This is a genomic window from Mycolicibacterium vinylchloridicum, assembly GCF_013404075.1.
Classification (GTDB): domain Bacteria; phylum Actinomycetota; class Actinomycetes; order Mycobacteriales; family Mycobacteriaceae; genus Mycobacterium; species Mycobacterium vinylchloridicum.
The window spans coordinates 64,154-88,490 of the sequence record NZ_JACBJQ010000010.1 but is presented as its reverse complement, the minus strand read 5'-3'; the positions used below and the strand labels follow the sequence as shown (position 1 = coordinate 88,490).

Genomic DNA, 24,337 nt, shown 5'->3' with positions numbered 1-24,337 from the left:
TCAAGCCCCCTTTCCGATTGGTGTGGCTAGCCGAGATTGTCGATGGCCCGTTGCGCCTGCTGGCGGCGGAATTCACCGAAGACCGGGGGCAGTGGGTTGACCAAAACCTGCAAGCCCCCCTGCGCGGTGGTCAGGACATCGACGACGTCGACGTTGCCGTCGCCCGTCTGGTCGATGCCCGTCGGAATGCCGGCGATGAAGATCGCTCCGTCCGGCACCTCCGGGTGCACCGGGTCGGCGCCGCCGCGCCAGAATGAGGCTGCGATCCCGTTGTAGACGCCTGTCGCGATCCTCTCGCTGGCGACACCGCTCGCGCTCACTTTGTGCCAGTCTAGGGCTGCGACAAGCGTTTTCGATGCTGGTGCCGTGAACGCGGGCAGCCAGACCAGACTGAAACGGATCCGCATCGTGATGTCGAAATCGGTGTCGGGAAGCAATCCGTTGTCTCGGAATCCGTGCAGTGCGATCGTCACCAATCTCGGCGACGAGGACCAGAATCCGTAACTCCACCGCGAGACCGCGGTGATCTCGGTCTGGGGATGCAGGCCCAAGCTCTGACCGGCCCTGTGCAGACCGTCGTCGACGAACTTGCGAAGCATGATCCGCAGTCGTTCGGGTGAAAGGTTGGCCGTTCCAGCCTCTTTCACACCGTCCTTGGTCTGGACGATTGCGCCGTTCTGGAACAGCGACCAGGCCACCTTTGGATTGTCCGGCGGATAAAGGCCAGGGACGTGATAGGTGTCGGCGACGGGATAGCCGAGTGGTCCGTTTTCCCAGCCGGCCGCCGCCCACCTCGCTCGGACCATGCCGGTGACGAACATCGGACCCGTGTCCGGCGTCCAGTAGATCGAACCCTTCTCGAAGTGGTTGTAGCGACCGATTCCGTCCGGCGTGCCGGTCTCGTCCGTGGTCGGCAAGCCAAGCTGCGCAACGCCGTTGTTGGCCTTGTACTTGGCCAGGATGTCCCCGTGAATCTCGTGGGCCCCGGTCTTTTCGCTGAAGTAGATGTAGTAGTCCGCATATCGGATCAGGTAGCCGTCTCCGGCCACCCGTAGCGAGCTCTTCGGGGCGCCGGCCCCGATAGCCGCGGCTTTCTGCGTGATCTGTTTCTCGGCTTCCGCTTGGCGAGCCGCCTCCTGAAGCAGGCTGCCCACGTCGATGGCCGTCTTCAGGCTGTCGGCGCGCAGCCACGGAGGCGAGTTCAGCAACCCGACCCCGGCGTGCAGGTCGATGTGGTCGGAGCCTGCGCCGCCTTGGATCACGACCGGATCCTTGAAGTCGCGCAAAGTTGCCAGGCGCGTGCGCAATTCAGAGGCGGGGACTTCACGGAGCTGATCGCCGAGCCGCACCACTTCACCGAGCGCGGCGGCGAGCGCATCGTCGTGAGTCGCGGCAATGAGGTCGTTGGCCAGCGCGGTGCCGTCGTCGATGAGTCGGGCCGCTGTGACCGTGCTGCCCTGTTCATGGATTGCCTGGGCGGCCAGTTGGCTGGCGTCGCGTATCCACTGAGTGAAATGCTGCTTGAGTTCCGGCGAACCGTCGAGGACGGGAGCGAGAACGTCGTAGAAGGCGGTGTCGATGTTGTCCAAACTCTTGATGAGATCCGACCCCCGGGCATCGCGTCGGATCGTGCGCAGCGGCATCGACAGCAGGCCGGCCACGACGTCCCCTTTGCCCTCGAGCAGTGCCGCGACCGCGGTGCGCGTCAGGCGCGGGCGGCTATCGTCTCCTGGGGTGTCATCATTGAGATCGTTTCTGGCCCAACATGTTCCGTATCGGACGGTGCTATCGGTATCTGCGGTCATCGTAGTCTCCCTTGTCAACCAGACCAGTCGATGATGGTTGGAGACTCACGTGGGCGGACAGAGTAACCGGCTACTCGAATCAACTCCGGTGCCGTCGAGTAGTTCCTCCTGCGCTACTCGGTCACCCGAATGTGCTCACGGTCGCCGGTGATCACCGCGAGGATGTTGTGCCAGGCGTCGGATGGTTCGTTCAGGACGTCACTGTGCGCCGAGGGGCCGGCCATCGGCGCGCCGGTCAGGCGGCGCCCGGTTTCCAGTTGCAGCACACCGGGCATCAGATCCGGGTCGGCACCGTGCGGACCGAATGGGATGCCCTGCACCAAGGCGATCGGATCACCGGGTGCGGTCATCGAGAACCTCATCACCGCGGGGTTGCGGTTGTGCCAGTCCGACGGATCGTGCACGCCCACACCGGCTCCGGCGGCCTCTACGTAGACCACCCGGTCGGCGGTCAGGCCGAAGTTCTCCGCCGTGCCCAGGATCGAGCCACCGTAGGAATGGCCGAGGTAGGTCACCGGTCTCGTCCCCGCCTGCCGTTCGACGTCCTCGCTGAATGCCACCAGCCGAGGCGCCATCTGCAGCGCGTAGCGAGGGTCGGCGGCGTCGGCGACGCCGGCGGGCAACGGGCCGGTGGGGAAGCGCCCACCCAGATAGCTGATCATCGCCATGTCGCCACCGGACCCGGCGACGAACCGCCGTGCGGTGGCGACATCGTCGGCCGAGCCGTCGAATGTGGTGTTGAGGCCGGGGACGAGCACCGCCAGTGCGCGGGCCCGGCCGAGGTCGCCGGACAACTCGATGAGGGATTGCCGGTCGGGATCGAACGCCAGAATCTGCCGCGGCACCCTGCGATCACGGTCCAGCGGATCGGGGACGTCGGCGAGCAGTGTCTGGTAGTACTCGACGCGGCGCTGGGCCTCGTGGTCGTGGGCGGAGATGGCAGCGGCTCTCAGAACGGGATCGACATGCAGTGTGGCCCAAAGCCGTTCGGCGTCTGCGGGGTCCAGTGTGGAGGCGACGGCGGCGCGCAACTTCACCTCTTCTGGGGCATCGAGGGTGCGGTGCGTATCGAGGATCGCGTTGGCGATGTTGATCCGGTTGGCCGCGATACGGAGCTGCCAGGGAACTCCATCGGTGTTGCCGACGTCGGCGGGCCTCTGTTCGACCAGTCGTTGTCGTTCGGCTTGCGGCATCGCCGCGATCTGTGCGGCGATGCTGTCCTGGCTCATCCGCGGCCAGTCGGCGACCGGGTCGCCGGCGGCCGCGGCCGGCCGGACCGCAGCGGGCTCCGCCGACGCGGCGTCGAACGCCGCGTCGATCGCCACGGCGGCGTCGGCGTCGGCCGCACCGAGTGCACGTAGCGCGCCCTGCAGTGCGCTGGTCAGCTCGGCCGCGCGCACGGCGAGCAGTTCCCGGGCCGCCGAGTCGGATCCGCCGCTGCATGCCACCAGCAGCGGTGACGGTGCGGGGGGTGGCCGCACGGTTCCGTCGTCGGCGACCTGGCAGTCTTCGTCGCGAGCATCGGCGAGCACGGCCAGCACCCGATTTCGGGCCCGGCCGATCACCTCGGCGCCATCGCGTGCCTCGGCGGCCGCCAGGATCAGCGCTTGGCACATCCGGCGCAACCCCGCGGCGGTGGGGCCGATGGCATGCCGGGCCGCGCCCGCGGCCGACCCGGTGAACACGCCCGGGGTGCCGGCGATCACGTCGTCGACGGTGGCGGCCTGGGCCTGTAACCGGCTTGCGGCACTGACCCACTCGTCGGCCAGTTCGGTCAGCGCCTCGGGCCGCCAGATGAGCACCTGGGCGATACCCGGACGGGTCACCGCGGCTGCAGTCGTTCGGCGGCGGTGTCGTCCGCGGCGGCGAGTTCGTCGACCGACCGGCACGCCGAGCAAACCCAGTCCTGTACCGCTGCGCCGAGTCGGCGCACTTCAGCGGTGACACGCTGGGGCAACGTCACACCGCCCAGCGCAGAGCCGGGCAATGCGTCGACGCCACGAATCGGAATCGCGCAAAGGTCGTCAGTGGTGCGGGTCAGACGGCTCACGAGCGCACTGAGCGTGGTGGGATCGACGGCGACCGGCTCGGGCACGGCTCATGCTGGCATGCCCGGCGCCCGGCTTGTCTCCGCGATCCACAGGGGTTGCGAACGTGTTTCGCGGACCGCTTGCGCACCGTGAGTGCAAACGAACCAGTAGGCTCGGTGTCGTGCAGCGGAGAATCATGGGCATCGAAACCGAATTCGGTGTCACCTGCACGTTCCACGGCCATCGTCGGCTCAGTCCGGACGAGGTCGCCCGGTACCTGTTCCGCCGGGTGGTGTCGTGGGGCCGCAGCTCGAACGTGTTCCTGCGCAACGGTGCGCGGTTGTACCTCGACGTGGGCAGCCACCCGGAGTACGCCACCGCCGAGTGCGACAACCTGGCGCAGCTGGTCACTCACGACCGCGCCGGTGAGCGGGTGCTGGAAGACCTGCTCATCGACGCCGAACAGCGCCTCGCCGACGAGGGCATCGGCGGCGACATCTACCTGTTCAAGAACAACACCGATTCGGCCGGGAACTCCTACGGCTGCCACGAGAACTACCTGATCGTGCGCGCGGGCGAGTTCTCCCGGATTTCCGACGTGCTGTTGCCGTTCCTGGTCACCCGCCAGCTGATCTGCGGTGCCGGCAAGGTGTTGCAGACCCCCAAGGCCGCCACATTCTGCCTGTCGCAGCGCGCCGAGCACATCTGGGAAGGGGTCTCCAGCGCGACGACCCGGTCCCGGCCCATCATCAATACCCGCGACGAACCGCACGCCGATGCCGAGAAGTACCGCCGGCTGCACGTGATCGTCGGTGACTCCAACATGTGCGAATCCACCACCATGCTCAAGGTCGGCACCGCCTCGCTGGTACTGGAGATGATCGAGGCCGGGGTGGCGTTCCGCGATTTCTCGCTGGACAACCCGATCCGCGCCATCCGCGAGGTCAGCCACGACCTGACCGGCCGGCGGCCGGTGCGGCTGGCCGGTGGGCGGCAGGCCAGCGCCCTGGACATCCAGCGCGAGTACTACGCCCGCGCGGTCGAATACCTGCAGACCCGCGAGCCCAACACCCAGATCGACCAGGTCGTCGACTTGTGGGGCCGCCAGCTCGACGCCGTCGAGAGCCAGGACTTCGCGAAGGTGGACACCGAGATCGACTGGGTGATCAAACGCAAGCTGTTCCAGCGCTACCAGGACCGCTACAGCATGGAGCTGTCCGACCCCAAGATCAGCCAGCTCGACCTGGCCTACCACGACATCAAGCGCGGCCGCGGTGTGTTCGACCTGCTGCAGCGCAAGGGCCTGGCGACCAGGATCACCACCGATGAGGAGATCGAGGCCGCCGTCGACACCCCGCCGCAGACCACGCGGGCCAAGTTGCGCGGTGAGTTCATCAGCGCCGCCCAGGAGGCGGGCCGGGATTTCACCGTCGACTGGGTGCATCTCAAGCTCAACGACCAGGCTCAGCGCACGGTGCTGTGCAAGGACCCGTTCCGCTCGGTCGACGAGCGGGTGAAGCGACTCATCGCCAGCATGTGACGAGCGCGCCGCAGGGGCGGCGCACCGTTTCCCGCTAAGGTTTTCCGAGTGGCGACATCCAAAGTAGAGCGGTTGATGAACCTCGTCATCGCGCTGCTGTCCACCCATGGCTTCATCACCGCCGATCGCATCCGTGCCAGCGTCGCCGGGTATGCCGACAGCCCCAGCGACGAGGCGTTCTCCCGGATGTTCGAACGGGACAAGAACGAGCTCCGCGATCTCGGTATCCCGCTGGAGACCGGACGGGTGTCGACCTTCGATCCCACCGAGGGTTACCGGATCAACCGGGACACCTACGCGCTGCCCGATATCGAGCTGACGAATGAGGAGGCAGGTGCCGTCGCCATCGCCACCCAGCTGTGGGAGTCCCCGGAGTTGATCACGGCGACCCAGGGTGCGCTGCTGAAATTGCGGGCGGCCGGCGTCGACGTCGATCCCGATGCCGCCGTCGCGATCACCACCGCGTCGGGGCCGCCAGGTCTGCGTGGATCCGAAGACGTGCTGGGAAACCTGTTGTCGGCCATCGACTCCGGCCAACCTGTGCAGTTCCGGCACCGGTCGCTGCCGACCGACCCCTACACCGTGCGCACCGTGGAACCGTGGGGCGTGATCACCGACCGGGGCCGCTGGTATCTGGTGGGCCACGACCGGGACCGCAACGCCACCAGGACATTTCGGCTGTCCCGCATCGGTGCCGACATCAAGACCGTCGGCGCGCCAGGATCTGTCACCAGACCCGCCGGGGTCGACCTGCGGGCGATCGTCGACCGGGCGATCGGTGAAGCCCCCAGCGGGGTGCAGGCCTCGGTGTGGGTTGCCGATGGCAAGGCGATGTCGTTGCGTCGCAACGGAAAAGTCTTCGGACCGCGCAGCATCGGCGGACGCCCCGGTGAGGTGATCGAACTCGACATCGGCACCCGCGACCGGCTCGCCCGCGAAGTCGCGGGCTACGGAGCCGATGCCCTTGTCCTGGAACCGGCCGCATTGCGCGACGACGTGATCGCCCGGCTCAAGGCGCAGGCGGGGGATCGCGCATGACTCCCGTGTCGACCCGGCTGGTGCGGCTGCTGAACATGGTGCCGTACCTCAAGGCGAACCCGAGCATCACTTATGAGGAGGCCGCCGCCGACCTCGGCGTGAGCCGCAAGCAACTCCAGCAGGACCTCGACCAGCTCTGGATGTGCGGTCTGCCGGGCTACGGGCCCGGCGACCTGATCGACTTCGAATTCTCCGGGGACACCATCAAGGTGACGTTCTCGGCGGGCATGGACGAACCGCTGCGGTTGACGTCGCCGGAAGCCACCGGGCTTCTGGTCGCGCTGCGCGCGCTCATCGACATTCCCGGTGTCGTCGACCCGCAGGCGGCCTTGAGCGCGATCGCCAAGATCGAGTCTGCGGCGGGCACCGTCAGCCATGACCACACCCACGCCGTCGGCGCGGTGGAGGAGCGGGCGCCCATCGAAAGCGACACTGCCGCGGCCGTGCGCGCGGCGGTGCGCGACGGGCGCGCCCTGAGCATCGAGTACTACTCGGCCTCCCGGGACACGCTGTCGAGCCGTGTCGTCGACCCCATCCGGGTGGTCCTCGTCGGCGACCACAGCTACCTGCACGCGTGGTCGCGCGACGCCGACGGGGTGCGGCTGTTCCGGTTCGACCGCATCGTCGAGGCGACCGTGCTCGACCAGGCCGCGGTCCCGCCAGAGCCCGCCGTCCAGGCCGGCCCGGACACCTCGTTGTTCGACGCCGACCCCGCCTTACCTGCCGCGACCCTGCTGCTTGCCCCGGCGGCGTCGTGGATGCTCGAGTACTACCCGATGCGGATCCTCGAAGAGCTGTCCGACGGCCACCACAAGGCCGTGATGACCTACGCCTCCGAGGAGTGGATGGCACGGGTGCTGCTGGGATTCGGCGCCGACGTCCGGGTGCTGGAGCCGCAATCGCTGGTGGAGCGCGTGCACACCCGCGCGCGGGCGGCGTTGGCCGCCTACGCTGAACTGACCGGCTGACCTGCATCCCGGCTCGTCAGGGGCCCGGTGGGGTAGCATCGAACCAACGTCTGGAGGTGACCAAATTGGGTGCTCTACAACCGTGGCACTGGCTGATTCTCATCGCGGTGGTCGTGCTGCTCTTCGGGTCGAAGAGGTTGCCTGACGCTGCCCGCTCGCTGGGCAAGTCGATGCGCATCTTCAAGTCCGAAGTCAAGGAGCTGCAGAACGAGCACAAGGCGGACACTCCCGTCACGCCCGCGCAGCCGCCCACCCAGGTTCAGTCCGAGCGCGTCGAGGCACCGGTGACACCACCGGCCCAGAGCCACACCGACGCCAAACCGGCCTGAACCCCACAACGACCAGGCGCTCGTGCGCCGTAGTCAGACGCTGCCGTGCGCACCCCTAAAATCCTGTCGCGGCTGGATCCACGACAACGCCGCAGCCGCACCAATCCCGACGGGACCATGTCCCTCGTCGACCACATCCGGGAGCTGCGGACCCGGCTGCTGATCTCGCTGGCCGCCGTCGCGCTGACGACCATCGTCGGCTTCCTCTGGTACAGCCACGGTTTCCTCGGTATCGAGAGCCTCGGTGAATGGCTGCGCGAGCCCTACTGTTCGCTGCCCCAGTCGGCGCGCGCCGATATCAGCGCCGACGGTGGCTGCCGATTGTTGGCGACCGCGCCGTTCGACCAATTCATGTTGCGGCTGAAGGTCGGCCTGACCGCCGGTATCGTGCTGGCCTGCCCCGTCTGGCTGCACCAGCTGTGGGCGTTCATCACCCCCGGCCTCTATCGCAACGAGCGCCGATTCGCGTCGATCTTCGTCTTCTTCGCCGCACTGCTGTTCGTGTCCGGCACCGTGCTGGCCTACTTCGTGCTCTCCAAGGCCTTGCACTTCCTGCTGACGGTCGGCAGCGACGTTCAGGTCACCGCGCTGTCGGGCGACCAGTACTTCGGCTTCCTGATCAACCTCCTGCTGATCTTCGGCGTCAGCTTCGAATTCCCGCTGCTGATCATCATGTTGAACCTGATCGGCGTGCTGCCGTACGCCAAGCTCAAGGCGTGGCGCCGCGGCCTGATCTTCGGGGTATTCGTCTTTGCCGCGTTCGCCACGCCCGGCTCCGACCCGTTCTCGATGCTCGCACTCGGTTTGGCGCTGACGCTGCTGCTCGAGTTCGCGATCCAGATCGCCCGACTGCACGACCGGCGAAAAGCCAAGCGGGAGGCGCAAGCCGAGATTCCCGACGACCAGGCCGCACCTATCGAGGCGCCGGCTCCGGTTACCGCCCCGGTCACGTTCGCGGCACAGCATGACGACATCACCTAGCCAGCTTCAGCAGTTCAGCGAGCTGCTGACGTTTCGGCTCGACCCGTTCCAACGGCAGGCGTGTGAGGCCCTCGAGCGTGGCCATGGCGTGCTGGTGTGTGCACCGACCGGCGCGGGCAAGACCGTCGTCGGTGAGTTCGCGGTGCACCTCGCGCTTGCGGCGGGCCGAAAGTGCTTCTACACCACGCCGATCAAGGCGCTGAGCAATCAGAAGCACAACGATCTGGTGCGCCGCTACGGCGCGGAGAACATCGGTCTGCTGACCGGCGACCAGTCGGTGAACGGCGACGCGCCCGTGGTGGTGATGACCACCGAGGTGCTGCGCAACATGCTGTACGCCGGATCTGATGCTTTGCACGGACTTTCGCATGTCGTGATGGACGAGGTGCACTTCCTGGCCGACCGGATGCGGGGCGCGGTGTGGGAGGAAGTGATCCTGCATCTGCCCGAGGACGTGCGGCTGGTCAGCTTGTCCGCGACGGTGAGCAATGCCGAGGAGTTCGGCGGCTGGATCCAGACCGTGCGCGGTGACACCACCGTCGTCGTCGACGAACACCGGCCGGTTCCGTTGTGGCAGCACGTGTTGGTGGGCAAGCGGCTGTTCGACCTGTTCGACTATGACCGCGAGGGAAAGCAACACCTCGTCGACCCCGACCTGATCCGGCACATCGCCCATCGGCGCGAGGCCGAACGCCTCACCGACTGGGAGCCGCGCCGCCGCGGCCCGGGCCGCCCCGGCGGCCGGTCGGGCCTGTACCGCCCGCCGTCGCGGCCCGACGTGATTGCCTCGCTCGACCGTGAAGGGCTGCTTCCGGCCATCACGTTCATCTTCTCGCGTGCAGGCTGCGACGCGGCGGTCAAGCAGTGCCTGCGCAGCCCGCTGAAGCTGACCGACGACGAGGAGCGCAAGCGGATCGCCGAGGTGATCGACCGGCGCTGTGGCGATCTCGCCGATTCCGACCTGGTGGTGCTCGACTACTACGAATGGCGGGAGGGGCTGCTGCGGGGACTGGCCGCCCACCACGCGGGAATGCTGCCGGTGTTCCGGCACACCGTCGAGGAGTTGTTCACCGCCGGCCTGGTGAAGGCCGTCTTCGCGACCGAGACGCTGGCGCTGGGCATCAACATGCCGGCCCGCACCGTCGTGTTGGAGAAGCTGGTCAAGTTCAACGGCGAACAGCACATGCCGCTGACGCCGGGGGAGTACACCCAACTGACCGGGCGCGCGGGGCGGCGCGGTATCGACGTCGAGGGTCATGCCGTCGTGTTGTGGCACCCAGACGTCGAACCCGCGGAGGTCGCCGGGCTGGCGTCGACCCGCACGTTCCCGCTGAAGAGCTCGTTCGCGCCGTCGTACAACATGACGATCAACCTGGTGAACCAGATGGGCCCTGAGCAGGCGCATGCGCTGTTGGAGCGGTCGTTCGCGCAGTATCAGGCCGACCGGTCGGTCGTGGGGCTGGTCCGCGGTGTCGAGCGGGGGGAGAAGATGCTGGGCGAGATCGCCGCCGAACTGGGCTGGGATCGCCGCGCCAACCCTGACCGCGAACCGCCGATCCTCGACTACGTACGGCTGCGCGCCAAGATCAGCGAGCGGGAGCGTGCGCAGTCCCGGGCCTCGCGCCTGCAACGCAGGCAGGCGACCGCTGAGGCACTGAGCGCGCTTCGTAAGGGCGACATCATCAACATCACCCAGGGTCGCCGCGGCGGGTTGGCGGTCGTGCTCGAAGCCGCCCACGAAGAATCCGATCCGCGCCCGCTGGTGCTGACCGAACACCATTGGGCCGGAAGGGTTTCCTCGGCCGATTTCACCGGGGCGGCGGCACCGCTCGGGTCGATGTCGCTGCCCAAGCGGGTCGAGCATCGCCAGCCGCGAGTGCGCCGGGACTTGGCGTCGGCGCTGCGGTCGGCGGCGGTTGGGCTGACGGTTCCCTCGGCCCGTCGTCGGCGCGGTGAGAGCGACGAAACCGCCGATATCGACCCGGAATTGGCGGCGCTGCGCGTCGCGATGCGCAAGCATTCGGCGCACGGACTGCCCGACCGAGAGGCCAAGGTGCGCATCGGTGAGCGTTATCTGCGGATGGAGCGGGACAACGAGCAGATCCGCAAGAAGGTCAGCGCCGCAACCAATTCGCTGGCGCGCAGGTTCGACCGGATCGTCGGGCTGCTCTCCGAGCGTGGGTTCATCGAGCAACGAGACGGACAGCCGCGGGTGACGGCCGACGGGCGGCTGCTGGCGCGGATCTACAGCGAGAGCGATCTCTTGGTCGCCGAATGCCTGCGCACGGGGATCTGGAAGGGGCTGGCCCCGGCCGAGCTGGCCGCGGTGCTCTCGGCGATGGTGTTCGAGACCCGGGGCAGTGACGGCCCGACCCCGGCACACGCGATCGAGATGCCGACCCCGAACGTGCGGCGCGCCCTCGTCGAGACGCGGAGACTGTCCGGGCAGTTGCGCGCCGACGAGAGCCGGCACCGGATCTCGCCGACGCGCGAGCCCGACGAGGGATTCGTCGCCGCGGTGTACCGGTGGGCGACGACCGGCGACCTGGCCGCCGCGCTGGCGGCTTCCGATGTTGCCGGTGGCGGCACACCGCTACCCGCGGGCGATTTCGTCCGGTGGTGTCGTCAGGTGCTCGATCTGCTCGACCAGGTGCGCAATGCCGGGCCGGAAGCGGGCCTGCGCAGCACTGCGAAACGTGCCATCGACGACATCCGGCGCGGCGTCGTCGCTGTTGATGGCGGGTAGGGTGATGCAAACGCTACGGTGGGAGCGGCGAATCGCTACCAGATCAAGGAGAGACGATGAGCGGACCGCAGGGATCTGACCCCAATCCCTGGCAGGGCCAGCCCGCACAGGGTCAGGATCAGCCCGCCCCCGGCTCCGAGCAGCCCACGCCCGCCTGGCAACCGCCGGAAACCCCGGCCCCGGAGACTCCCGCCTGGGGGCAGCAGCCCACCAGCGAGCCTCCGGCGTGGCAGCCGCCCGCCTACACCCAGCCGCAGTACCCGCAGTACGGCCAGCAACCGGCGCAGGGCTACCCACAGCAACCGCCGTACCAGGCGCCGACCGAATACAACCCGGCCGCCTACGGGCAGCCGGGCCAATACGGTCAGCCGCCCCAATACGGTCAGCCGCAGTACGGCCAATACCCGCAGACCGGTCAGTATCCGCAGCAGCCGGGCCAGTACCCGCAGCAGCCGGGCGACCCCAACCAGCCCGGCCAGTACAGCACCTACCCGCAGATGGACGGCGGCGAGGGGGCCAAGAAGTCCTCGGCAGTCATCTTCACCGTCATCGGCGTGCTGGCCGCGATCGTCGTGGCCGTCGTGCTGGTGATGGGCTTCTGGAAGCCCGGCTTCTTCGTCACGACCAAGCTCGACATCGCCAAGGCCCAGGTGGGTGTGCAGCAGATCCTCACCGACGAGACCAACGGCTACGGCGCCAAGAACGTCAAGGACGTCAAGTGCAACAACGGCGCCAACCCGACGGTGAAGAAGGGTGACACCTTCACCTGCGAGGTGAGCATCGACGGCACCAAGCGCCAGGTGACGGTGACGTTCCAGGATGACAAGGGTACCTACGAGGTCGGCCGGCCCAAGTAGCCGCTGGGCGGCGAGCGTGCGCGAAATGCCCGCCCCGGCGGCGTGTCGGTGTACCGACACGCACGCTCGCAGTTAGTTAGAGCCCGTCCAGTGCCTTCTGCAGGCGACCGATCGACGAGCTGACGCCGTAGGCGTGCGCCAGGTCGGCGACACGGGCGGGGTCGGCGGCCGCCAGCGGAAGCCGGTCGTCGGCCTTCGAGAGTGTCACGGGCGCATCGCGGGCCACCAGCACCACCGGCCCGGCCGCCTCGATGTAGTCGGTAGCGGCCAGCAGCTTCGCGCGAAAAGCCTTGGACAGCTTCGACTTCGGGTCGTGAGCAGCAGTCAGGATGTCGTCCAGCGAGCCGTATTGGGCGAGCAGCGTGGCCGCGGTCTTCTCCCCGACGCCCGGCACTCCGGGCAGCCCGTCGGACGGATCACCGCGCAGCAGAGCCAGTTCGGCGTATGCGGTCCCGGCCCGATGCACCGGCACGCCGTATTTCTCGGCGACCTCGGCCGGCCCGAACATCGTCGCGTTCGAGAGGCCACGGCCCAGATACAGCACCCGCACCGCCACCGGGTCGTCGCCGACCAGTTGCAGCAGGTCGCGGTCACCGCTGACAACGACCACGGGATCCCGCTTTTCGGCCGTGGCCAGAGTGCCCAGCACGTCGTCGGCCTCGTAGCCTTCCGCGCCGGCGGTGGTGATCCCGAACGCGTCGAGCAGCTCCATGATCATGTCCACCTGATGGCTCAGCTCGTCCGGAGTCTCTTCCAAATCCGTTTCACCGCTGGGCATTTCCTCTGCGACGCGGTGCGCTTTGTACGACGGGATCGCGTCGACCCGGAACTGCGGGCGCCAGTCCAGATCCAGGCAGACCACCAGCCGGGACGGCCGCTCGCGGGTGATCAGTGTGGCCACGCTGTCGAGGAACCCGCGCACGGCATTGACCTGCCTGCCGTCGGGAGCGGTGATCGACGACGGAACGCCGAAGAAGGAGCGAAACCACATGCTGGCGCCGTCGAGCAGCAACACCGGTGCAGACATGTCAGCCATCCTGCCAGTAGCGTTGGCGTATGTCGTTCGCCATCGAGCGGATCGACCACGTGGTGCTCAACTGTCGTGACGTCGACGCCGTCGCCGACTGGTACGTCCGCGTGCTGGGCATGCGTCGCGAGGTGTTCTCCGGCGGCCGGGTGGCGTTGCGATTCGGCGCTCAGAAGCTCAATCTGCGCCCAACCGGTGCGCCGGACTGGCCCACCGCAGCGGTGGATTCGCCCGGCGCGGTGGACCTGTGTTTCATCACCACGGCATCGCCCGACGACGTCGCGACGGCGCTGAGTGACGCCGGCGTGACGATCACCGAGGGGCCTGTCCCCAAAACCGGTGCGCTGGGCCCGATGACGTCGTGCTACTGCCGTGATCCCGAGGGCAATCTCGTCGAGATCGCGAGTTATCCGCGCTCGTAAGCGAACACGTACGAGGCGGCGGTGATGGCCTTGTCGCCGGCGCCCTCGTCGTACATCGTGGCGCGCACCCCGACGGTCCCGCCGGCGCCGCGGATCGGCTCCACGTCCACCCGGAACGGCCCGACTTTGCCGCGCGCCAGGAACATCACGTGCGAGCTGAGTCCCTGCAGGCGGTCGGTGCCTGTCACGGTGGCTGCGGCATCGAGGGCGGCGGTTTCCAGCACCACGAACTGCGGACCGATGTGCAGCGCGGCATCCGGAGACGCCACCTCGACCGACAGCTCGGGCAGTGCCCAGACGCCGTCGGGCCGGCGGGCGGCACCGAACACCTGCCACAACGGAGGCAGGTCGGGGGAGTCGACGACCTCGATCGGGTTGAGCTCCATCCTCTCCAGCCCCTCGGGCGGAACACCGATGCTGACGCCCTGGCCCTCGTTGAGCGCCAGCACGCGCGAGGGGTTGTCCGCGTCGACGATCCGGGACCGGCTGTAGGACATCTGCCTGCCGCGCTTGAGGTCTTCGGATTGGATCTCGATGCGGCGTACATCGCGGCCGGGGTCGAGGACCTGGATGGAGATCACCACCGGGTTGGGCACCGCCTCGCGGTCGGACACCAGCCCGCTGTCCGGTGAGACGATGCCCAGCACCGCCAGGTACAGCCCGCCTGTCGGATTGCGCATGTCGTGGCGGACATCGACGGTGTCCTGGGCGCCGATGTCCATCGACGAGTAGCTGCGGCCCAGGTAGCGATAGCTGAGCAGGCCACCCCACCGGCGGTTGAGTTCGGCGGCATACGCCGCGGGATCGTCGGCGAGCTCACGGATGTCGCGCAGCATCGCGTCATCGTATGCCTGCAGCTAGCCTGGCTGGCATGAGCACTGCCGACCGATTCAGCAGCGATGTCTACGCCCGCCGGCTCGCTGCCGCGGCAGCCGCGGCAGCCGACGCCGGGCTGGCGGGCTTGGTCATCACCCCCGGCTATGACCTGCGCTACCTCGTCGGCTCGGCGGCCCAGACGTTCGAGCGGCTGACCGCGCTGGTGGTTCCGGCATCCGGTCAGCCGATCATGGTGGTGCCGCGCCTGGAACTGGCCGCACTGAAGGAATCCGCGGTCGTCGAGCTGGGGTTGCCCGTGCAGGACTGGGTGGACGGCGAGAATCCCTACCAGCTGGTGGGCGCGGCCCTCGGCGGGCATGCGCAGGTCGCTGTGACGGACTCGATGCCGGCGCTGCACCTGCTGCCGCTGGCCGAGATGCTTGGCTCGGTGCCGATACTGGCGACCGACGTGTTGCGCTCGCTGCGGATGATCAAGGATCCCGCCGAGATCGACGCGCTGCGCAAGGCCGGTGCGGCGATCGACCGGGTGCACGCGCGGGTGCCCGAATTCCTCGTCCCCGGCCGCACCGAAGCCGACGTCGCCGACGATATCGCCAAAGCCATTGTGGCCGAGGGGCATTCGGCGGTGGCGTTCATCATCGTCGGCTCCGGCCCGCACGGTGCGGACCCGCACCACGAACATTCCGATCGGGTGCTGCAGGCCGGCGATATCGTCGTCGTCGACATCGGCGGGCCGTATGCGCCCGGCTACAACTCCGATTGCACCCGCACCTACAGCCTCGGGGAGCCGAGCACCGAAATCGCCGAACAGTACGCGGTTCTGCAGCGTGCGCAGGCCGCGGCGGTCGCGGCGGTGCGCCCCGGCGTGACCGCCGAACAGGTCGACGCCGCGGCGCGCGACGTCCTGGCCGACGCCGGACTGGCCGAGTATTTCGTGCATCGCACCGGCCACGGCATCGGACTGTCCGTGCACGAGGAGCCCTACATCGTGGCGGGCAACGACCTGACGCTGACCGAGGGCATGGCGTTCTCCGTCGAGCCGGGCGTCTACTTCCCGGGCCGGTGGGGCGCCCGCATCGAGGACATTGTGATCGTCACCGCCGACGGTGCGCTGGCCGTCAACAACGGCCCGCACGAACTGACGGTGGTTCCCGTCTAAGCCTTGCGGTCCAGCAGGTCCGAGGACCCGAGCACCCGGGTCACGTGTACTTCGATGACCACACGCTTGGGATTGACGCGCGGGGTGCGGTAGCGCTGGGCGTAGCGCAGTTCGGCGTCGCGGACGGCGGCGGGATCCCGATTGACACTGGCCTGACCCTCCAGCGACAGCCATCGGGCGCCGTCGACCTGGGAGAGCACGCCGACGGCTCCGTCCCGGTCGGCGTTGATGGCCTTCTGCGAGCCGTCACTGGTGATGACCCGGGCGATGTGGGTCTTGGGATCGAAGGTGAAACCGACAGCCACCACGTGTGGTGAGTTGTCCGAGCGCAAGGTCGTCAGCATCGCCAGGTGGCGTTCGGTGAGGAAGGCCAGTGCATCGCTGGTCAGCCGGGTCGTTGAGTTGCCCATCGGAGTCCAACCTAGCGCAGTGGATAATCACAGCCGTGAATGACACGGGTCCGGTCGTGATCTTCGGCGGTCGCAGCGAGATCGGTGTCGAAGTCGCCGAGCGATTGGCATCCGGCGCCACCGTGGTGCTGGCCGCCCGGCGTGCCGACCAGCTCGACGAGCAGATCGGCGCGGTGCGTGCGGCCGGGGCCACCGCGGTGCACACCGTCGAATTCGACGCCGACGATCTGGCCTCGCACGGCCCGTTGATCCAGCGGCTGGTGGCCGAGCACGGCCCGATCGGCACCGCCGTGCTGGCATTCGGAATCCTGGGCGATCAGGCCCGTGCGGAGGCCGACGCCGACCACGCCGCCGCGATCATGCAGACCGATTTCGTCGCTCAAGTCAGCCTGCTGACCCACCTGTCCGCCGCAATGCGGGCAGCCGCTCGCGGCGCCCTGGTGGTGTTCTCCTCGATCGCGGGGGTGCGGGCGCGCCGCGCCAACTACGTCTACGGATCGGCCAAGGCCGGGCTGGACGCCTTCGCCTCCGGGCTGGCCGACGCACTGCACGGCAGCGGGGTGCGGCTGCTGCTGGTGCGGCCGGGGTTTGTGATCGGCCGGATGACCGAGGGCATGAAGCCCGCGCCGCTGTCCACCACGCCGGCCAAGGTGGCCGACGCGACCGACCGGGCTCTGCGCACGGGCCGCAGCACGGTGTGGGTACCCGCGCCCCTTGCGGTGTTGGCCTTCGCGTTTCGGATGACGCCGCGGTTCGTGTGGCGGAGGATGCCCCGATGATCATTGTGGTCGGTGTCGGTGCCGATGGCATGGCCGGGCTGGTGTCGGCATCTGCTGCTGAATTGCGCCGGGCGACAGTCGTTTACGGGTCACAGCGGCAGCTCGATTTACTGGACGGATCGGTGACAGCCGAACGCCGGGAATGGGGTAAGCCATTCCTGGACGGGCTGTATGCGGTCCGCGACTTCGATGGCGACGTGCACGTGGTTGCGAGCGGCGACCCGATGCTTCACGGTGTCGGTGCCGTGCTCATCCGCCTGTGCGGCGCCGACCGGGTGACGGTGCTGCCGCATGTGTCGAGCGTGACGCTGGCCTGCGCCCGGCTCGGGTGGTCGGTCCAGGACACCGAGGTGATCAGTCTTATGACCGCGGACGCGCGAAAGGCGGTGCGCCGCGGCGGCCAGGCGATCGTGTTGTCCAAAGGTGGACCCGACCTCAGAGCGCTGGCGATCCAGCTCAACAACTCTGGCCGTGGTGACTCCGAACTTACTGTCCTGGAACAACTCGGCGGTCCACGGGAGCGCCGCCACGACGGCACCGCGCGGGATTGGGCTGACGGGACGCCCGCCGACATCGACGACCTGCATGTGATCGCCGTGCGCTATCTGCCTGACGGGCGGGTCTGGACGCTGACCGACAGTATGTTCGTCAACGACGGGCAGATCACCAAGCACTCCATCCGCCTGGCGACGTTGGCGGCGCTCGCGCCGCGGCCGGGCGAGCGGCTCTGGGACGTCGGCGCCGGATCAGGCAGTATCTCCGTCGAGTGGTGCCGTAGCCGTCCCGGCTGCACGGCAGTGGCTTTCGAGCGTGACGAGCGTCGTCGGATGTTCATCGGAGCCAACGCCTCAGCCAACGCCGCCGACGTCGACGTGCATGGCGAAGCGCCGGAGGCTTTCGGTGACGCCAAGCTCAGCACCGGCGGCGTCGACGGTGTGCCGCGGCCGTCGGCCATCTTCGTCGGCGGCGGCCTCACCAATCCGGGTCTTTTGGATGCGTGCTGGAAACATCTGCCAGTCGGCGGCCGGCTGGTGGCGAACGCCGTCACCGTCGAATCAGAAGCACTTGTCTTCCAGTGGCATTCGAGATTCGGTGGCGAGCTACGGAAATTCCAGCACTACGAGGCCGAGCCCCTGGGCGACTTCACCGGTTGGCGTCCGGCGATGCCCGTCACGCAATGGGTGGTGACCAAGCAGTGACGGTGTATTTCATCGGCGCGGGACCCGGCGCGGCCGACCTGATCACGGTGCGCGGACAGCGGCTGCTGCAACGATGCCCGGTGTGCCTGTACGCCGGGTCGATCATGCCCGACGATCTTCTCGCACTGTGCCCCGAGGATGCCAAGGTCGTCGACACCGGCCCGCTGACCCTGGAGCAGATCATCGCCGAACTGGCCGATGCCGACGCCGCCGGACACGACGTGGCCCGGCTGCACTCCGGTGATCCCGCGATCTACAGTGCACTGGCCGAGCAGTGCCGGCACCTCGACGCACTCGGCATCGTCTACGAAATCGTGCCTGGGGTACCGTCATTCGCCGCCGCTGCCGCCGCACTCGGGCGAGAACTCACTGTCCCCGGCGTGGCCCAGACGGTGACACTGACCCGGGTGGCCACCCTGTCGACGGCCATGCCCGACGGCGAGGACCTGATCACCCTGTCCCGGCCCGGCGCCACGCTGGTCCTGCACCTGGCCGCGCACCGGATCGACGCGATCGTCCCGCAGCTCATCGAGGGCGGCTACCTGCCGGAAACCCCGGTCGCCGTCGTCGCGTTCGCCAGCTGGCCCCGGGAGGTCGTGCTGCGCGGCACCCTGGCCGATATCGCCGGACAGATGCACGATGCGGAGATCACCAAGACCGCGGTGATCATCGTCGGCGATGTGCTTGCCGCAGAAGGGTTCACCGACAGTTACCTGTATTCCTCGGGAAGAACCCGGGGGAGCAGGCACTGATGCGGATCCTGCTGTTGGGCGGCACCGGTGAGGCGCGCGCATTGGCGACCAGGCTGCACCCGGACTACGACATCGTCAGCTCGCTGGCCGGACGAGTGCCCGACCCGGCGCTGCCGGCCGGACCGGTTCGCGTCGGCGGCTTCGGCGGGGTGGCAGGTTTGCGGGAATGGCTGGGCGCCAACCAGATCGGCGCGGTCGTCGACGCCACCCACCCGTTCGCGGCGACGATGACCGCACACGCCGCGCAGGCATGCGCCGACCTGGGATTGCCCCACCTGGTGCTGTCCCGACCGGCGTGGGACCCCGCCGGGGCGATCCGGGTGGCCTCCGACGTCGAGGCCGCAGAAGTCGTTGCCGAACAGGGGTTCTCCCGGATATTCCTCACCACCGGGCGTTCCGGGGTGCGTCCGTTCACGTGGAGTCACGCGTGGTTCCTGATCCGGGTCGTGACCCCGCCGGACCCGGACGCGCTGCCGCGACACCACGAGGTGCTGCTGTCCCGCGGGCCGTACGGCTACGACGACGAGTGCGCACTGCTGCGGGACAACCGAATCGACGTGCTGGTCACCAAGAACAGCGGGGGAGCGCTGACGGCGGCGAAGCTAGCCGCCGCCAAGGACCTCGGCGTCACCGTCGTGATGATCGACCGGCCGGCGCTACCCGCCGGAGTGCACGCGGTCGGCACCGTCGACGAGGCTGTCGACTGGGTAGTGCGTCTCGCGGCATAGCAGTTCTTCAGGGTGATGGTAGTAGTTCACCCGGGTTTGTCCGCGATCGAGGTGCGGTGGTGGTATCCACTCGGTTCTGTTGTCTTTTCGGCGTTTTCGGGTGGTCCATCCAGCGGGGCCGTTGTTGACCATCCGATTGTCGCAGCCGCAGGCCAGGGTGAGTTCGTTGATGTCGGTGTTGCCGCCGAGGGCGAAGTCCCTGCTGGCGTGGTGGACCTGGGTTTGGTAGGCGGGTGCCGTGCAATCGGGTTTTGTGCAGCCCTTGTCGATTGCGAAGAGGGCAAGGCGTTGTCCGGGCGACGCCGTACGCCGAGAGCGCCCGTAGTAAAGCTTGATCTCTCTTGGCGATTCGAACACCGTCAGATAGGGGTAGGCTCGGGCGGCCATCCGGATGAGCGTCGGCATGGGCAGATAGCTGCCACCGCCGGTGTGGGCCAGCCCGGCGGCCGACGTCAGCTGTTCCAATGTGGTTGTCGCGACGATGGTGACGGGCAGGCCATTGTGCTGGCCGAGTTGTCCAGAAGAAAGCATGGCGATGCACACCGTCTTGAGTGCGTCGTGGGTGCGTTGCGCGGCCGAGCGTGTGTCGCCGGTGATCTGTGCTTCGCTGGGTGTGCCGTCCACGCAGGGTGTTTCGTCGTCGGGATTGCAGTAGCCGGGGGCGGCGAGTTTCGCGTTGGTGGCGTCCATTGCCGCCCGCAGTTCCGGGTCGACCCAGCCGGTGACCCGGCTCATGCCGTCGACCTGTTGCGGCCCGATGGTGAGCCCACGCTTGCGGGCCTGGTCGCGTTCGTCCTCGAGGCTGCCGTTCTGGTTGATCATGGCCATCAGCTGGTGAGCGATTTTGCGCAGTCCTTCCGGCGTGAGTCCGCCCGCCAGCCCTCCCAGTTGAGCTTCGGCATGCTCGCGGGTCGCCCCATCGACGGCTGCGGGCAGATGGTCCATGAACGACCGGATCACGGCCACGTGGTCGCTCCCGATTTCCCCGCGGGCTTGGGCGGCGGCGGTCGTGGGCAGCACCGGCGGCAGGGTCTCCCCAGTGATGGAAAGCCGGGGCCCGAGCTCGGCGGCCTCGGCCAGCCGCTGGCCGGCGTCGGCACTGCTGATCCCGAGGCGCTGGGTGAGCACCGAGCGCCAGGATTTGGCGCCTACGGCGACTGGTGTCGTTTGTGATTGCAGCTGGGTCAGGACGGTGTGTTCGACCGCGGGCAGCAGTCGGCGCAGCCGTTCCATTCGCTCGAGCGCGACCAGCATTTCAGGGGCGGCCATGTCGGCGGCCGGCAACGCAGCCACCTTGTCCCAGGCTGTCAGTACGTCGTCCAAAGCGTCCAACATGATTCGAACATTAGTTCGATAAGCCGACAAGAATCGTCGAAATGTGACCGCTGTGGCGAATGAGCCCAAAGAAATTATTGAGGATAGCGCCGGGGCGTGAAGACCGTGTCGCCGTACCACTGCGTCTGCGACGAGCCCACGATCAGCAGGCAGCGCATGTCGACGTCGGCGGGATCCAGATCGCCGAGGTGCACGACCTTCACCGACTCGTGCGGTCCGGCCACGTCGCGGCCGATCACCACGGGCGTGCCCGGTTCGCGATGCTCCAACAGCAGCTCGCGCATCGCCGCGACCTGCCAGGTGCGGCTCTTGGACGCCGGGTTGTAGATCGCCAGCACCAGGTCCGCTTCGGCGGCCGCCGAGAGCCGGGCGGCAATGATGTCCCACGGTTTGAGCCGGTCGGACAGTGAGATCACCGCGTAGTCATGCCCCAGCGGGGCGCCGACCCGGCTGGCCACGGCCTGTGCGGCCGTCATCGCCGGGATCACCCGCACCGCGACGTTCGGCCACTGCTTGGCCTCCTCGAGCACCGCGGTCGCCATCGCGAACACCCCCGGATCACCGGAGGACACCACCGCCACCGTGCGACCCTGCTCGGCCAGTTCGCAGGCCAACCGCGCCCGCGCGGGTTCGTCGGTGTTGTCGCTGGGGTGCCGGCGCTGCCCGGGCTGCGCGGGCACCCGGTCCAGATAGGGCCCGTAGCCGATGAGGTCGGTGGCCGCGGCCAGCTCCCGGCGGCTCTGCGGTGTCATCCAGTCGATGTCACCGGGGCCCAGCCCGACCACCGTGACACCGCTCGTGACGGGCTTGGCTCGCTCACTGATGTCCGATGTCGCCGACCCTCCGGCTCCGCCCGGCAAGATCGCCAGCGAGAAGTACGGCACCGATTCGGCGTCGACGTCACCGGCTGGCAGTACCCGTTGCGCGTCGGTGCTGGCTCGCTCGACGTAGAACGCCTCGTCGAGGCGGCCTGCCATCGAAAGTGCTTCCCGCACTTGTGGATACGTCCGGCCCAGCTTCATCACCACCGCGGCGTCGGCATCGGCCAGCCGGCGGGCCAGTTCGCGTACCGGCATGGTTCCCGGCAGCACCGACAGCACCTCGTCGCCGGTCACCAGGGGAGTGGCGATCGCCGCGGAGGCCGCGCTGACGGACGTGACACCGGGGATGATGACCGCGCTGAACCGCTCGGTCAGCCGGGTGTGCATGTGCATATAGGAGCTGTAGAACAGCGGATCGCCCTCCGCCAACAGCGCGACATCGCGCCCGGCATCGAGGTGGGCGGCGATGCGTTCGGCCGACTCGCGGTAGAAGTCCTCCATCGCGCCTGCATAACCGCCGGGGTGCTCGGTGGTCTCGGTGGTCACCGGGTAGACCAGATGTTCCTCGATCTGGCCGGCCCGCAGATACGGCTCGGCGATGCGCCGCGCGATGCTGCGACCGTGCCGCGCGCTGTGATAGGCCACCACGTCGGCCGCGCCGATGATCCGGGCGGCCTTGACCGTCACCAACTCCGGATCGCCCGGACCGAGACCCACCCCGTAGAGAGTTCCCACGCCGATCGCCTCGCTGCTCCTCCGCCCTCGTTCCTCGGGCGGCATCGTCGACTCGGCAGTCATTCCTGCTCACTCGCGATCGCATTCACCGCGGCCGCTGCCATTGCGCTGCCACCCCGGCGGCCGGTCACCACCAGGTACTCGATCCCGCGCGGTGAGTCGATCAGCTCCTGCTTGGACTGTGCGGAACCGACGAACCCGACCGGGCCACCGAGCACCGACACCGGGGCCGGCACACCCTCGTCGACCAGCTCCAGCAGCCGGAACAGGGCTGTCGGCGCGTTGCCGATGGCCACCACGGCTCCGGCCAGTCGCTCGGCCCACAACTCCACCCCGGCCGCCGAGCGAGTGTTCCCGGTCCGCCGGGCGAGCTCCGGCGCCCGCGGATCGGCAACCAGCGACACCACCTCGTTGCCGGCCGGCAGGCGGGCGGCGGTGATCCCGGCGGCGACCATCGACGAGTCACACAGGATCGGCGCCCCGGCAAGCAGGGCGGCATGCGTCGCGGCGACGACACCGGGTGTGAACGCCACATGCTCGGCGACGTCAACCTGCCCGCAGGTGTGGATCAGCCGGACGACGACGCGTGCGACATCCCCGGGGAAGGGGGTCAGGTCGGCTTCGGCGCGAATCGTCGCGAACGACTGCCGATAGATCTCGGCGGCGTCGCGAATGTAGTCGAGCACGCGATCACCCTACGGCCTACCGCGACGCGGGCCGGAACCCCTCCGCCGTCGCCACGAACACCTGACCAGCCGGGGGACTGCCGCACGCCCGCTCGCAACCCACGTAGTGCACGTGCCCGTCGATGGCTTCCTCGGCGGCCACCCGGGTCGCCTCGGCGCGCACGTCGCCCAGTGACTTCTCACAGCCGGGGCTGCCGACGCAGGCGCTGATGTCCAGCCACGGCGAGTTCTCGTCGAATACCAGTCCCATCGGGGCGAGTACCCGCAGTGACGTGTCGGCCACCCCTTCGGCCAGATCGCAGACCAACAGAGAGCGCCAGGGCGTGATGACAACGGGTGCGCCGATGGCGGCGACGAATTCCGCCTGCCGGGCCGCCAGCACGCCCAACGGAATCGCGGCGCCCAGCGTCACCTCGCCGTCGTCCTGAGTGATCCAGCCGACCGGCGGCCGCAGCACCGGCGGGCAGGTCGCCCCGGCCCCGGCGGTCGGCTGGAAATCCGAGACCAACGGGGCCGGGTCATCCAATTCCACTACCCGCCAAGCATTTCCACGGATCTCGGTGAACCGGCGGGCGACGGTGGTCAATGCGGCGATCACCTCGGCCGGTTCGATGCGGATCCCGGTGTCGCGGCCGGCCAGCAACAGCGCCACACCGTCGTCGCGCACACGCGCGCAGACGTCGGCCCCGAGGCCGGCGATATCGCCCCGTCCGTCGTCGAGCCCGAACAGGAACCGGCCGGGCAGTCGCGCCAGGGCGGGGTCCGCCTGGATGGCGCTGTCCAGTTCGGTCACCCAGGGCCGCACATCGGCCATCCCGCCGACCCGGCCCGACAGCGGGGAGGCGACGATGTTGCGGACCCGCTCGTGGCTGGGCGATGGCAGCAAGCCGGCGGCCGCAGCGGCATCGGCGACCGCACCCGCGTCGCGTACTCCGCGGAGCTGAAGATTGCCCCGCACGGTCAGCTCCAGAGTGCCGTTGCCGAACTCGGTGGCCGTGTGCGCCAAAGCTTCCAGCTGCGCCGCACGGATCATTCCGCCGGGCAGCCGCAACCGGGCGAGCGCGCCGTCGGCCGCCTGGTGCACCTGCAGGGCACCGGGGCAGGCGTCGTCGTCGCGCAAACGCTTCACCCGTCCACCGTACGGGCGTATGTT

General features: G+C 68.4%; 23 protein-coding genes. 13 read left to right on the top strand and 10 right to left on the bottom strand.

The annotated features are described in order from the left end of the window. Nucleotides 1–26: 26 nt before the first annotated feature. The 3 genes from HPC46_RS11035 to HPC46_RS11025 form a co-directional block, all read right to left on the bottom strand. Nucleotides 27–1,805, bottom strand: a complete 1,779-nt coding sequence (locus tag HPC46_RS11035; protein WP_179469667.1) for an LGFP repeat-containing protein — start codon at nucleotides 1,803–1,805, stop codon at nucleotides 27–29. Nucleotides 1,806–1,918: 113 nt separating this feature from the next. After that, a complete protein-coding gene (locus HPC46_RS11030; RefSeq protein WP_179469665.1) occupies nucleotides 1,919–3,631 on the bottom strand; it encodes an alpha/beta hydrolase in 1,713 nt (570 codons plus the stop codon). Continuing rightward, nucleotides 3,628–3,900 (bottom strand): DUF7162 family protein, encoded by a 273-nt coding sequence (locus HPC46_RS11025; protein ID WP_179469663.1) that lies wholly within the window; start codon nucleotides 3,898–3,900, stop codon nucleotides 3,628–3,630. The genes HPC46_RS11030 and HPC46_RS11025 overlap by 4 nt, the downstream gene beginning before the upstream one ends. Nucleotides 3,901–4,016: 116 nt before the next feature. Between HPC46_RS11025 and pafA the strand changes: the two genes are divergently transcribed. From pafA to HPC46_RS10990, 7 genes are all read left to right on the top strand, one after another. After that, the gene (pafA, locus tag HPC46_RS11020; RefSeq protein ID WP_133692560.1) at nucleotides 4,017–5,375 is read left to right on the top strand and encodes a Pup--protein ligase; all 1,359 of its coding nucleotides are present in this window, start codon (nucleotides 4,017–4,019) and stop codon (nucleotides 5,373–5,375) included. Nucleotides 5,376–5,423: 48 nt separating this feature from the next. Further along, nucleotides 5,424–6,413: a helix-turn-helix transcriptional regulator gene (locus HPC46_RS11015; RefSeq protein ID WP_179469661.1), complete on the top strand. Its 990-nt coding sequence runs from the start codon at nucleotides 5,424–5,426 to the stop codon at nucleotides 6,411–6,413. Further along, nucleotides 6,410–7,381: a helix-turn-helix transcriptional regulator gene (locus tag HPC46_RS11010; protein WP_179469659.1), complete on the top strand. Its 972-nt coding sequence runs from the start codon at nucleotides 6,410–6,412 to the stop codon at nucleotides 7,379–7,381. Before HPC46_RS11015 ends, HPC46_RS11010 begins: the two co-directional genes overlap by 4 nt. 65 nt (nucleotides 7,382–7,446) lie before the next feature. After that, nucleotides 7,447–7,710, top strand: a complete 264-nt coding sequence (gene tatA, locus HPC46_RS11005) for a Sec-independent protein translocase subunit TatA (protein WP_036345393.1) — start codon at nucleotides 7,447–7,449, stop codon at nucleotides 7,708–7,710. Between the two features lie 45 nt (nucleotides 7,711–7,755). After that, nucleotides 7,756–8,691 (top strand): twin-arginine translocase subunit TatC, encoded by a 936-nt coding sequence (gene tatC, locus HPC46_RS11000; RefSeq protein ID WP_179469657.1) that lies wholly within the window; start codon nucleotides 7,756–7,758, stop codon nucleotides 8,689–8,691. Next, nucleotides 8,675–11,437 carry a DEAD/DEAH box helicase gene (locus tag HPC46_RS10995; RefSeq protein WP_179469655.1) on the top strand — a complete coding sequence of 921 codons (2,763 nt, stop codon included), beginning with the start codon at nucleotides 8,675–8,677 and terminating at the stop codon, nucleotides 11,435–11,437. Before tatC ends, HPC46_RS10995 begins: the two co-directional genes overlap by 17 nt. A 56-nt stretch (nucleotides 11,438–11,493) precedes the next feature. Continuing rightward, the gene (locus HPC46_RS10990) at nucleotides 11,494–12,294 is read left to right on the top strand and encodes a DUF4333 domain-containing protein (RefSeq protein WP_179469653.1); all 801 of its coding nucleotides are present in this window, start codon (nucleotides 11,494–11,496) and stop codon (nucleotides 12,292–12,294) included. A gap of 76 nt (nucleotides 12,295–12,370) precedes the next feature. On the opposite strand, the gene HPC46_RS10985 is transcribed toward HPC46_RS10990, so the two are convergent. Beyond that, on the bottom strand, nucleotides 12,371–13,321 hold the full coding sequence (locus HPC46_RS10985) for a 5'-3' exonuclease (RefSeq protein ID WP_179469651.1): 951 nt from the start codon (nucleotides 13,319–13,321) through the stop codon (nucleotides 12,371–12,373). A gap of 29 nt (nucleotides 13,322–13,350) precedes the next feature. On the opposite strand from HPC46_RS10985, the gene HPC46_RS10980 reads away from it, so the two are divergent. Beyond that, a complete protein-coding gene (locus HPC46_RS10980) occupies nucleotides 13,351–13,743 on the top strand; it encodes a VOC family protein (protein ID WP_179469649.1) in 393 nt (130 codons plus the stop codon). Here HPC46_RS10980 and HPC46_RS10975 read toward each other — a convergent pair. Further along, nucleotides 13,728–14,579: a hypothetical protein gene (locus HPC46_RS10975; RefSeq protein WP_179469647.1), complete on the bottom strand. Its 852-nt coding sequence runs from the start codon at nucleotides 14,577–14,579 to the stop codon at nucleotides 13,728–13,730. The two genes, HPC46_RS10980 and HPC46_RS10975, sit on opposite strands and share 16 nt — an antisense overlap. A 35-nt stretch (nucleotides 14,580–14,614) precedes the next feature. On the opposite strand from HPC46_RS10975, the gene HPC46_RS10970 reads away from it, so the two are divergent. Continuing rightward, nucleotides 14,615–15,739 carry a M24 family metallopeptidase gene (locus HPC46_RS10970; RefSeq protein ID WP_179469645.1) on the top strand — a complete coding sequence of 375 codons (1,125 nt, stop codon included), beginning with the start codon at nucleotides 14,615–14,617 and terminating at the stop codon, nucleotides 15,737–15,739. Here HPC46_RS10970 and HPC46_RS10965 read toward each other — a convergent pair. Continuing rightward, nucleotides 15,736–16,149 (bottom strand): F420-dependent biliverdin reductase, encoded by a 414-nt coding sequence (locus tag HPC46_RS10965; RefSeq protein WP_005144381.1) that lies wholly within the window; start codon nucleotides 16,147–16,149, stop codon nucleotides 15,736–15,738. The genes HPC46_RS10970 and HPC46_RS10965 overlap by 4 nt on opposite strands. A gap of 35 nt (nucleotides 16,150–16,184) precedes the next feature. Between HPC46_RS10965 and HPC46_RS10960 the strand changes: the two genes are divergently transcribed. Genes HPC46_RS10960 through HPC46_RS10945 form a run of 4 tightly spaced genes read left to right on the top strand, consistent with a single transcriptional unit; the run spans nucleotide 16,185 to nucleotide 19,607 of the window. Continuing rightward, nucleotides 16,185–16,928 carry a decaprenylphospho-beta-D-erythro-pentofuranosid-2-ulose 2-reductase gene (locus tag HPC46_RS10960; RefSeq protein WP_179469643.1) on the top strand — a complete coding sequence of 248 codons (744 nt, stop codon included), beginning with the start codon at nucleotides 16,185–16,187 and terminating at the stop codon, nucleotides 16,926–16,928. Next, nucleotides 16,925–18,127 (top strand): precorrin-6y C5,15-methyltransferase (decarboxylating) subunit CbiE, encoded by a 1,203-nt coding sequence (gene cbiE, locus HPC46_RS10955; protein ID WP_179469641.1) that lies wholly within the window; start codon nucleotides 16,925–16,927, stop codon nucleotides 18,125–18,127. The genes HPC46_RS10960 and cbiE overlap by 4 nt, the downstream gene beginning before the upstream one ends. After that, nucleotides 18,124–18,879, top strand: a complete 756-nt coding sequence (cobM, locus tag HPC46_RS10950) for a precorrin-4 C(11)-methyltransferase (protein ID WP_179469639.1) — start codon at nucleotides 18,124–18,126, stop codon at nucleotides 18,877–18,879. Before cbiE ends, cobM begins: the two co-directional genes overlap by 4 nt. After that, nucleotides 18,879–19,607 (top strand): cobalt-precorrin-6A reductase, encoded by a 729-nt coding sequence (locus tag HPC46_RS10945; RefSeq protein ID WP_179469637.1) that lies wholly within the window; start codon nucleotides 18,879–18,881, stop codon nucleotides 19,605–19,607. Before cobM ends, HPC46_RS10945 begins: the two co-directional genes overlap by 1 nt. Here HPC46_RS10945 and HPC46_RS10940 read toward each other — a convergent pair. From HPC46_RS10940 to cobG, 4 genes are all read right to left on the bottom strand, one after another. Further along, nucleotides 19,536–20,942: an HNH endonuclease signature motif containing protein gene (locus HPC46_RS10940; RefSeq protein WP_179469635.1), complete on the bottom strand. Its 1,407-nt coding sequence runs from the start codon at nucleotides 20,940–20,942 to the stop codon at nucleotides 19,536–19,538. The genes HPC46_RS10945 and HPC46_RS10940 overlap by 72 nt on opposite strands. Nucleotides 20,943–21,016: 74 nt before the next feature. Then, a complete protein-coding gene (locus HPC46_RS10935) occupies nucleotides 21,017–22,543 on the bottom strand; it encodes a precorrin-2 C(20)-methyltransferase (protein WP_179469810.1) in 1,527 nt (508 codons plus the stop codon). A gap of 14 nt (nucleotides 22,544–22,557) precedes the next feature. Continuing rightward, entirely contained in the window at nucleotides 22,558–23,184 is a 627-nt protein-coding gene (locus tag HPC46_RS10930) for a precorrin-8X methylmutase (protein WP_179469633.1), read from the bottom strand. Between the two features lie 16 nt (nucleotides 23,185–23,200). Next, the gene (gene cobG, locus HPC46_RS10925; protein WP_179469631.1) at nucleotides 23,201–24,313 is read right to left on the bottom strand and encodes a precorrin-3B synthase; all 1,113 of its coding nucleotides are present in this window, start codon (nucleotides 24,311–24,313) and stop codon (nucleotides 23,201–23,203) included. Between the last annotated feature and the right edge of the window lie 24 nt (nucleotides 24,314–24,337).

What these genes read in the sequence shown, in the direction of transcription:
- HPC46_RS10965 (WP_005144381.1), bottom strand. Translation starts at nt 16,149, where the DNA reads ATGGGCAACTCAACGACCCGGCTGACCAGCGATGCACTGGCCTTCCTC.
- HPC46_RS10940 (WP_179469635.1), bottom strand. Translation starts at nt 20,942, where the DNA reads ATGTTGGACGCTTTGGACGACGTACTGACAGCCTGGGACAAGGTGGCT.
- HPC46_RS10990 (WP_179469653.1), top strand. Translation starts at nt 11,494, where the DNA reads ATGAGCGGACCGCAGGGATCTGACCCCAATCCCTGGCAGGGCCAGCCC.
- HPC46_RS10935 (WP_179469810.1), bottom strand. Translation starts at nt 22,543, where the DNA reads ATGCCGCCCGAGGAACGAGGGCGGAGGAGCAGCGAGGCGATCGGCGTG.
- HPC46_RS10980 (WP_179469649.1), top strand. Translation starts at nt 13,351, where the DNA reads ATGTCGTTCGCCATCGAGCGGATCGACCACGTGGTGCTCAACTGTCGT.
- HPC46_RS10995 (WP_179469655.1), top strand. Translation starts at nt 8,675, where the DNA reads ATGACGACATCACCTAGCCAGCTTCAGCAGTTCAGCGAGCTGCTGACG.
- HPC46_RS10985 (WP_179469651.1), bottom strand. Translation starts at nt 13,321, where the DNA reads ATGTCTGCACCGGTGTTGCTGCTCGACGGCGCCAGCATGTGGTTTCGC.
- HPC46_RS10975 (WP_179469647.1), bottom strand. Translation starts at nt 14,579, where the DNA reads ATGCTGCGCGACATCCGTGAGCTCGCCGACGATCCCGCGGCGTATGCC.
- HPC46_RS10970 (WP_179469645.1), top strand. Translation starts at nt 14,615, where the DNA reads ATGAGCACTGCCGACCGATTCAGCAGCGATGTCTACGCCCGCCGGCTC.
- HPC46_RS11035 (WP_179469667.1), bottom strand. Translation starts at nt 1,805, where the DNA reads ATGACCGCAGATACCGATAGCACCGTCCGATACGGAACATGTTGGGCC.
- HPC46_RS11010 (WP_179469659.1), top strand. Translation starts at nt 6,410, where the DNA reads ATGACTCCCGTGTCGACCCGGCTGGTGCGGCTGCTGAACATGGTGCCG.
- HPC46_RS10945 (WP_179469637.1), top strand. Translation starts at nt 18,879, where the DNA reads ATGCGGATCCTGCTGTTGGGCGGCACCGGTGAGGCGCGCGCATTGGCG.
- cbiE (WP_179469641.1), top strand. Translation starts at nt 16,925, where the DNA reads ATGATCATTGTGGTCGGTGTCGGTGCCGATGGCATGGCCGGGCTGGTG.